The organism is Nitrospira sp. BLG_2, assembly GCF_049222245.1.
Genome location: NZ_JBLYIG010000673.1, coordinates 1 through 7,457 on the forward strand (window position 1 = coordinate 1; position 7,457 = coordinate 7,457).

General features: G+C 55.4%; 7 protein-coding genes and 1 pseudogene. 1 reads left to right on the plus strand and 7 read right to left on the minus strand.

Features of this window, described 5'->3' with window-relative positions; translation table 11 throughout:
* Positions 1–299: 299 nt before the first annotated feature.
* From ACOSYY_RS17775 to ACOSYY_RS17790, 4 genes are all read right to left on the minus strand, one after another.
* Positions 300–1,250 carry an ethylbenzene dehydrogenase-related protein gene (locus ACOSYY_RS17775; protein ID WP_421664170.1) on the minus strand — a complete coding sequence of 317 codons (951 nt, stop codon included), beginning with the start codon at positions 1,248–1,250 and terminating at the stop codon, positions 300–302.
* A 66-nt stretch (positions 1,251–1,316) separates the two neighbouring features.
* The gene (locus ACOSYY_RS17780; RefSeq protein WP_421664171.1) at positions 1,317–2,288 is read right to left on the minus strand and encodes a TorD/DmsD family molecular chaperone; all 972 of its coding nucleotides are present in this window, start codon (positions 2,286–2,288) and stop codon (positions 1,317–1,319) included.
* A 160-nt stretch (positions 2,289–2,448) separates the two neighbouring features.
* On the minus strand, positions 2,449–3,015 hold the full coding sequence (locus ACOSYY_RS17785; protein ID WP_421664172.1) for a 4Fe-4S dicluster domain-containing protein: 567 nt from the start codon (positions 3,013–3,015) through the stop codon (positions 2,449–2,451).
* A 110-nt stretch (positions 3,016–3,125) separates the two neighbouring features.
* The gene (locus tag ACOSYY_RS17790) at positions 3,126–4,124 is read right to left on the minus strand and encodes a hypothetical protein (protein ID WP_421664173.1); all 999 of its coding nucleotides are present in this window, start codon (positions 4,122–4,124) and stop codon (positions 3,126–3,128) included.
* Positions 4,125–4,301: 177 nt separating this feature from the next.
* On the opposite strand from ACOSYY_RS17790, the gene ACOSYY_RS17795 reads away from it, so the two are divergent.
* Complete coding sequence (locus ACOSYY_RS17795; protein WP_421664174.1) at positions 4,302–5,396, plus strand: WD40 repeat domain-containing protein; 1,095 nt, start codon at positions 4,302–4,304, stop codon at positions 5,394–5,396.
* A 61-nt stretch (positions 5,397–5,457) separates the two neighbouring features.
* Here ACOSYY_RS17795 and ACOSYY_RS17800 read toward each other — a convergent pair whose 3' ends face one another.
* The 3 genes and pseudogenes from ACOSYY_RS17800 to ACOSYY_RS17810 form a co-directional block, all read right to left on the minus strand.
* The gene (locus tag ACOSYY_RS17800) at positions 5,458–5,805 is read right to left on the minus strand and encodes a HEPN domain-containing protein (RefSeq protein WP_421664175.1); all 348 of its coding nucleotides are present in this window, start codon (positions 5,803–5,805) and stop codon (positions 5,458–5,460) included.
* A gap of 113 nt (positions 5,806–5,918) precedes the next feature.
* Positions 5,919–6,191 carry a nucleotidyltransferase domain-containing protein gene (locus ACOSYY_RS17805; protein ID WP_421664176.1) on the minus strand — a complete coding sequence of 91 codons (273 nt, stop codon included), beginning with the start codon at positions 6,189–6,191 and terminating at the stop codon, positions 5,919–5,921.
* A 214-nt stretch (positions 6,192–6,405) separates the two neighbouring features.
* Positions 6,406–7,457 (minus strand): annotated as a pseudogene (locus ACOSYY_RS17810) (restriction endonuclease); the annotation flags it as partial.

The following is a 7,457-nucleotide window of genomic DNA, read 5'->3' on the forward strand; positions in this document are numbered from 1 at the left end:
AAGGACGGCAAACTGAGATAGGGTTGAGAAGGATGCCAGGTCGGGGGGAAAAGTAGCGAGATTTTCATGCGATGTTTATCCTTTTATGCTTGAAAATCAGCAAGTTCTGAGTGTCTTCCTTTATACCCTCCGCACTTCGAAAAATGCAATCTGCAAGCGTAGAGAGGCTGAACTAGTGACGGAAAATTTCAGAAAACAAAAGGCCTCGAACCGTTCCCATACTTACCGGGATCCCAATCCGAGGCCTCTTTCAATACGCAACGTGGCGGTTATGGCGGTCGGCCGAGCCGCTCAGGCCACTACAGCTTCAGCGTAAACCAGGTCGAAAGCGATTTCATGCCGTTCCGCTCAACATTGGCACCGTCCCACACTGCAAAAGCGATCGGTACCGACATTCCCGCCTTGAACTGGACATCGTTCGCATCGCCGCTTTCAAAAGTCCGCTTCACGACGACCCGCCATGTCGGACCGGTATATCCTCCGCCCTTGATGGATCCTGACGGCTCCCAAACGCCGTTGCCGACGACATCTTGGTGAGCTTGCGTCGTGAGAGTGCTGAAACCGTTCGCGCTCAAGTCTTCAACGGAACTCACGCGAAGTGTCGGATCAGATATAATGTTTCCTGACCAGATACCAGGGTTGAACGGTCCCAAGCTCCGGCCGATACGGTCCGGATAGGTGACTCCCCCGGCCGGCTCTTCAAAGTAATAATCCCAAAAAATGCCGGGATATTGATCGTCGACATCCCAGATTCCCGCGCTGTCCTTGCCGAGGTCCTTCTGCCATTCGGCATTCCACCGCCAGATATTGGTCGTCCCGCCGGACTGTCCCATGCACTGGAACGGCGGAGCCCCGGCCGTATTCACCGGAAACATCACCGCGACCTGGTCCCTGAAGTCTTGCGGGCCGATCGTTGTGTCATTCTTCGTTTGATCCAGCCATTCCAACCGCAACCCAACTTCCTTGCCGTTGGTCATCGCCTTGACGAATACCGACTTCACCGAGATATTCGGGTGCATCGGTGTCGTGATGAGCTGACCACTCAACGGAACGACAACGCCGGGAACACTTTCCCAGATGGGGTTGGCGCCGTCCATTGGAATCGGGCCCTTCACCGCCTTAGCCGGTATCGTCACCGGTTGACTGACGGCCAGTGGTACTCGCCCCAATGTCAGCATCAGGCCGACAGTGAGGGCGGTGAGAAGAATGGCAAACACCAATTTCTTGTTGGTCGTCTGCGCTATCCTCATAGTGCTACTCCCTCCTATCAATGATGGTAAAGACTGCGTTCATACTAGAACCGTTATCAAGCGGACTCACGCCGTTCCCGAAGGGCCATCTTCTTCAGTGCCCTTATCCTTTTCTTTCACATCCAAAAACGACTGCGCACCGACTTCGTTCAACAGCATGGTCAATTCGTTCCCCTGATCTTGCGCGCCGCACTCATAGGTCTGGCCTTCAGGAGAGCTGAATGTCGCCGGACGATAGTCGGTTTCCGTGTAGGGCTGAGGGGCCACGCCCAGGAAGGCCGTCTCAAAATCCATCCAATCAGCGGTCATATCGGCGACTACTTTGAAGAGACCGGAATCCGCCTTCTTGGTCAGCATGCGACAGAACAGCGGTACCCATCGGCCGACATGATTTTTGACGAACTTCTTCTGCGCGTCGACCACGATCTGCGTCTTCTCCGGCCCATCGTGGCACAGCGAGTACGATTCCTTGTAAGCGAGAAAGTGCATGAATTCGAATTCAACACTGAGGTGATCGAGGCGCTCATGAATATCTTTCGATAATTCGACTCCGAACGCTTTGTAGAAACCGGAGATATCACCCATCACGTGGGATTGCGCGAACACGTGGTCATTCCCGAACAGAGTTTCATAGGGAGGGCAATCGAGCGTAATCACATTACTGAACACGCAACGATGTTCCGACTGAAGATCGCTCAGCTGCCAGTTGACACATTCGGTAGCGACCAGGCTCTCCACCCGGTCAAATTGTTGCTTGAGCAACCTCAACTTTTCCTTGGCCGGTACATTGCCGTCGGCGCCGAGGGCGACTTCCAACGCATCGAGAGCAGCCCGCCCATCCCCCACGAACTCGCCGCACCGGAGATAATCGAGAAATTCCTCGTCCTCGGGGTACAGAAGGCTCCAGGAGATCAGCAAATAGATCTTGCTGCGATTCAGCGCGCGTTCTACAGCGGGAGAGTCCTTGATGGCCGTGGGAGTCGGCAACGTGGCGGTTGCAGATGCGGATACGTCTTGCATCGGCTGTTGACTCGTCATAATAACGTTCGTCTCCTTGCTGCCTGGTTCACCTTACTCACCAAGGCTAGGCGACAGTCATGTATGTGTATATGAAAAGGGGGGTACGAAGTCAAGGGTGAATTGGTTCGATGGTGTGAATTAAGATTTCCTGCCGGGCGAGCTCGCCGGAGTGATGCCATCATGAATCGATCCTTGCCAGATGCCTTGACGGGACCACACGAATTGCGACATGGTCGTTGACGGTTTTACAGACCATCTCACACATGCCGCACCCGACACAGGCTTCCTTCACCACGCATAGATGCAACGACGCAAAATCCAAGACGAGGGCGTCGGCCGGACACTTCGACACGCAGGCATGACATCCCTGACCCGCCGTACAGAGTCGCTGTGAGACCGTGGCGATTCCCATGTGAACGTGGTTGCCCCCCACGACGGACAAGAGCGCATCCGCCCCGCATGCGGCGATGCAGGGGAGATCTTCGCATAGGAGACAGGGGGATTGATCGGCAAAAAGAACCGGGGTGCCGTCCTGCGGATGTGTGACGATCGCGCCGGGAGGACAGGCCGTCACACAATCATTGCACTTTGTGCATCGTTCAAGGAACAGGTGCTCTTCCACCGCACCAGGGGGACGCAGCCAGTCCGTGCGAGCGGGCGGCGGAGGCGGCGCTGTTGAAAGACCCTCCGCCTGCTTGACGAGTTCGTGCGCGGCTTTGACCGTAGAAATCACGGAATCCTTCATGAAATCTCGCCGGCCGTATGAAGAGTTGGTTGGCATTTGTCCCTGAAGGTCGAGACTAAGGTCAAGGTTGAGAGGTCTAACGCTTCGCCTAGACCTTAACCTTCTCTACATCACGTCACGCCATCCGCCCGTAATTTGTACACCTCAACACAACGATCACAGGCTCCGAATTCCACGTCCCACCCCGGGTGATTCTCACGGATGAAGTCGAGCACGTACGACTCCACCTTCGTCCCCATATCCTCGACCCATGAATAGGTGGGAAACCGACACAGCGGGCACGGGAAACCCGGTATGAGCATAATTTCGTTTTTGACCTCGGGAACCTCACCGCCTTCCACGTCCACAGCCCGATCCATCACGCGAAGCATATCGGCGGCCATCTCAATCAACTCTGAATGGGTGAAGTACGAGGTCTGCCAAAGCCCCTCGAACACCGACTTCAGCTGAGGAGGCGGAATTTTTCGGTACCACGACCGGAATTCCTTGAATCGATCCTCCTTGCTCAGCATCGGCTCCTTGCCTGTCGCAACCAGCCGGCTATCCACGCTCAAGCTCCAGAGCACACGATAACGCTGCAAAATCAACGTCTCTTCGCCGGGGTTCAGTCCCACCTTGGTGTCAGGATCGTAGCTGAACAGCGGGTCGAGCATGTCCGAGATGTGCATCAACTCATGGCGACAATAGCGCGTCAGCGCTGGGTCATAGAATCGGCGGGGGATCAGTTTGATCCCAACGCCCTTCAACCCCTTCGCCTCAAACTCCTGCGCCAAGCCTTTCTCAACGGACCCCCATTTGCGAAGAATATCGACCCCTTCCTGATCTTCCTTCAGCACGCCTTTGACCAGGACGATTCCCACTTTCTCCCTCAACAGGGGATACTCGTTGAACGAGTCGCGGACAATATCTGAAAACCCCCAGATACCGAAGAGATATTGATAGAGCTTCTTGAACTCCGCCTCCCGGTCTTCGAGGATGAATTTCTCGTAAATCGGGTCGGCATGCTCGTGGAATTCCTTGTAGTACGTAGGATCGCCTTCCCGTTCCGTCTTCTCAACGAACGAGTCGATCACTTCCTGGAGCAAAGCCGGTTGAAATCTAATTTCCATGAAAAACCCTCAGCGGCTTGAAGGGGTTACTTCGAGATATCCTATACGACGACCCATCGACGACGTCGAAGGGTTGACTTAGCCGCGAGGCATCTCTTACGATCCAACAACCAACGGAATTATACTGGTCGAGCTGTTGCCCAATCAAGGACCACCCGGCCAAGAAAAACACAACCCATGTTGGAACCTACAATGTCCCCTTCGCTTGAGAACGCCGCTTCTGCAACGGGAGCCGCAACGGCACCTCCCATTGATTTCTTGGAATACTGGGCGGCCGATTGTCGAGAGGTGAAAACGTTCCGTGGCCATTCGCATGGAATCTGGGCGGTCGCATTTTCACCTGACGGATCAACGCTCGCCAGCGGCGGCGCCGAACGCCTCGTGCGCATGTGGGACATCGAAACCGGTCGGTTACTGCGTTCGCTGCGCGGCCACACCAACGACATTCGCGCTATCGTGTTCACCCCGGACGGACAAGCCCTCGCCACCGGCAGCGAAGACCGCACGATCCGGTTATGGAACGGAAAAACCGGCGAGCCGATGAAACTGTTGTTCACACGCTACGATCATAACGTCTGCTGTCTCTCGCTTTCGCCCGACGGTCTCATGCTTGCGCGGGGCAGCCATAACAAAGACATCAAGATTTGGGAGGTCACCACCGGCACCGAGCTGATGACGTTGCTCGGGAAGGATGATTACGATCATCACTGGTCGGTCTGCGTGGCCTTTTCCCCGGACGGAATTCACCTTGCCAGCGGAACCGACATCGGAAAGATCAAAGTGTGGGAAGTGCTCCCAAGCGGCGAAGAAAAGGTTCTCCACGACGCCCATTGGCGGCAAGATGAGTTAGATTCCACTGAGACTCGCGGCTACTATATCGAGGATGACGGCCGGTTTCAAAAACCGATGGATTACTGGATCGGTGCCATGACCTTCACCCCGAATGCCAATCTGTTGATTACCGGCAGCCGGGATACCACCATCAAGCTGTTCGAGATGCCGAACGCAGTCGAGAAAAAAACCCTCACCGGCCACAAAGATTGGGTCCGCTGTCTCGTTGTGTCCCCCGACGGAAAAGTATTGGTCAGCGCAAGCGACGACCAAACCATAAAGTTTTGGGATCTGGCCACCGGCCGGAATTTCCGAACCGTGAAAGGCCACAGCGGCCCCGTGCGCTGCATCACCTTCTCCCCCGACGGCAAGCGCCTCGCCAGCGCGTCGTGGGATCGGACCGTGAAGCTGTGGGAAGGGGGAGAGAAGACGGAAGAGTAGTCGGAACCAACAGCCCGTAGCAAACCGGCTGCCTGGAATATCCCATCTGCTTCAGTAGAGATCAGGTGATGCAAGTAGGCGGCAGGATTCGGCGGATTGCCTGACGGATCGTTCTTGCAGCCTCAACAGCCCGAAGCGCCTCCACTTCTTCAACCGGCTCCCAAACTCCAGGGTATCGTCCTTCAATCGAGTAGGGATTCAATTCTTCGAGCAAGCGCGTGTCGAGGCCTATCAGCAGATCACCTGGCAACAACGCATAGAGTTCGGTCAGATCATGAATCTTCGGAGGGTCGATGTGTCGGAAAACAAGGAGAGCTTTGAGGTATTTCTCAACACATTGCTGCGCATGAAAGCCAATGGTATCCCATGGGATCTCTCGCGCAGCGAGATTCAATATTGAGCAAGTCATGTTCGGCCTTGATAACCCAGACCCGGACAAGATCCTCGTCCTTAGGCCGCACGGTCATGCAGGATCTTTCCTTCCTGCCAAGCTGTCTTTATCACAGTGCCCGGCGCCTCTCGCTAGGCTTCGAATTCTTCAGGAGTCACGACAATGACATCTTTGGGAACGCCCATGCCAGCCAGCAACCCATAGATCTCGACCGCTTGCCTTCGTTTAGGCCCTTGCGGCTGCATCACGACAAGCAAATCGACATCGCTATGCGGCCCAGCTGTCCCGCGAGCGTGTGATCCAAAGAGAATGATTCGCTCCGGATGAAACCGCTCGACAATACGCCGTACCATTTCAGCGATAACAGCCTGAACCGTGCCGGCATTCCTTGGTGCGTGGACCATCTATTGAACTCCTGAGCCGGAGGATACTCTTTTAACACTGAGAAATCATCTAAAGGAGGCTATTCACCTCCACTTTTGGCCCTCAGTGTCATGGTGGAGGAATCCGAGGGTTGTCCTTCTCTCCCTGACGAGAGCTGCTCGCCGGTGACTCTGGGAACCGCACCGTAAGCTGTGGGAACGGAAAGAGAAGCAACAGAAGAATAGCGACGTTGGTTCACGTTAGAATATCCGGGATGTCCGATACTTTTTTGACCATAGCATAGCGCCAACACCCATAGGCTCCGTCCGCATTCACCGCCGCAACCCATCGTTCAGCCGCCGCCCGTTTCACTTCTTCGAGGGGATCGTATCCTTTGGTTTCCATAATCAGATGGCTCGCCGGTTCGGTCTTTAGCCGAACGATAAAGTCCGGCACGTAGTCATGCATCTGACCATTGTGCAGATACGGAATCGCGAACCCAAGCCCTGAATTCTTGACGAACGCCTCGACAGCGTTGCCCTTGTCCAGATAATAAGCAGCCGACTGTTCCCACTGTTTGGTGTCGGCAACGACATAGTTGAGATGAGACTTGTTGACTTCGCGGACCTCGCGGCTTGTCCAAAAGTCGACCTCGGCAGTGGAGCCTGGCCCGCGTGTGGCTTCGTAGCGAGGCACCTCCGGTGCTTCCCCTTGTGACGTATCAGAACGAATCGCTTCCAGCAATCGCTCGACAACCCAGCCATAGTAGGGCGCAAGAAAGAGGTCCTTCTTGTCCGCGGGTGGTCGCGCCTCCACCTTCTTGTCGAGATACAGCTGGATGATGCCGGCGAGTTGGGGAAACAGTTTGTGGGTTGGAATTGCGCACTGCTTCTGCGCGACATAGTCCCGCGCGAGCGTGTTCGCGAGGTCGAACACGAGCTCTTGCATGCGGCGCTTCGCGCGAAATTCATCGAGGTTGACCTCATCCACTCGACCAGGACCGCTGAGCGTGAGCTTGCCCTTGGTGGAGACATGCAGGCCTTTGACCTCCACTTCCGGTGGAATGCGGCCCGGCTCCAAGAGGAGCGAGGGAACGTTGCCCCAGTCCACGGTCACCTTATTGCGAATGGCTTGAGTGTACCCTTCCACGCAAGGGAATTTGATTTCAAACTGCGCTTTCGCGGGAACCGCATGAACATGGTACCGTTTCACGCGCGGCTGCGGTTGTCCTTGAGGATTGGCTTTGAACGGGATGACCTCAAACGGCACACCGAACACCTTCGCCACTTCCTCGGTCAACTTGCCGT

What these genes read in the sequence shown, in the direction of transcription:
- ACOSYY_RS17790 (WP_421664173.1), bottom strand. Translation starts at nt 4,124, where the DNA reads ATGGAAATTAGATTTCAACCGGCTTTGCTCCAGGAAGTGATCGACTCG.
- ACOSYY_RS17785 (WP_421664172.1), bottom strand. Translation starts at nt 3,015, where the DNA reads ATGAAGGATTCCGTGATTTCTACGGTCAAAGCCGCGCACGAACTCGTC.
- ACOSYY_RS17795 (WP_421664174.1), top strand. Translation starts at nt 4,302, where the DNA reads ATGTTGGAACCTACAATGTCCCCTTCGCTTGAGAACGCCGCTTCTGCA.
- ACOSYY_RS17775 (WP_421664170.1), bottom strand. Translation starts at nt 1,250, where the DNA reads ATGAGGATAGCGCAGACGACCAACAAGAAATTGGTGTTTGCCATTCTT.
- ACOSYY_RS17805 (WP_421664176.1), bottom strand. Translation starts at nt 6,191, where the DNA reads ATGGTCCACGCACCAAGGAATGCCGGCACGGTTCAGGCTGTTATCGCT.
- ACOSYY_RS17780 (WP_421664171.1), bottom strand. Translation starts at nt 2,288, where the DNA reads ATGACGAGTCAACAGCCGATGCAAGACGTATCCGCATCTGCAACCGCC.
- ACOSYY_RS17800 (WP_421664175.1), bottom strand. Translation starts at nt 5,805, where the DNA reads ATGACTTGCTCAATATTGAATCTCGCTGCGCGAGAGATCCCATGGGAT.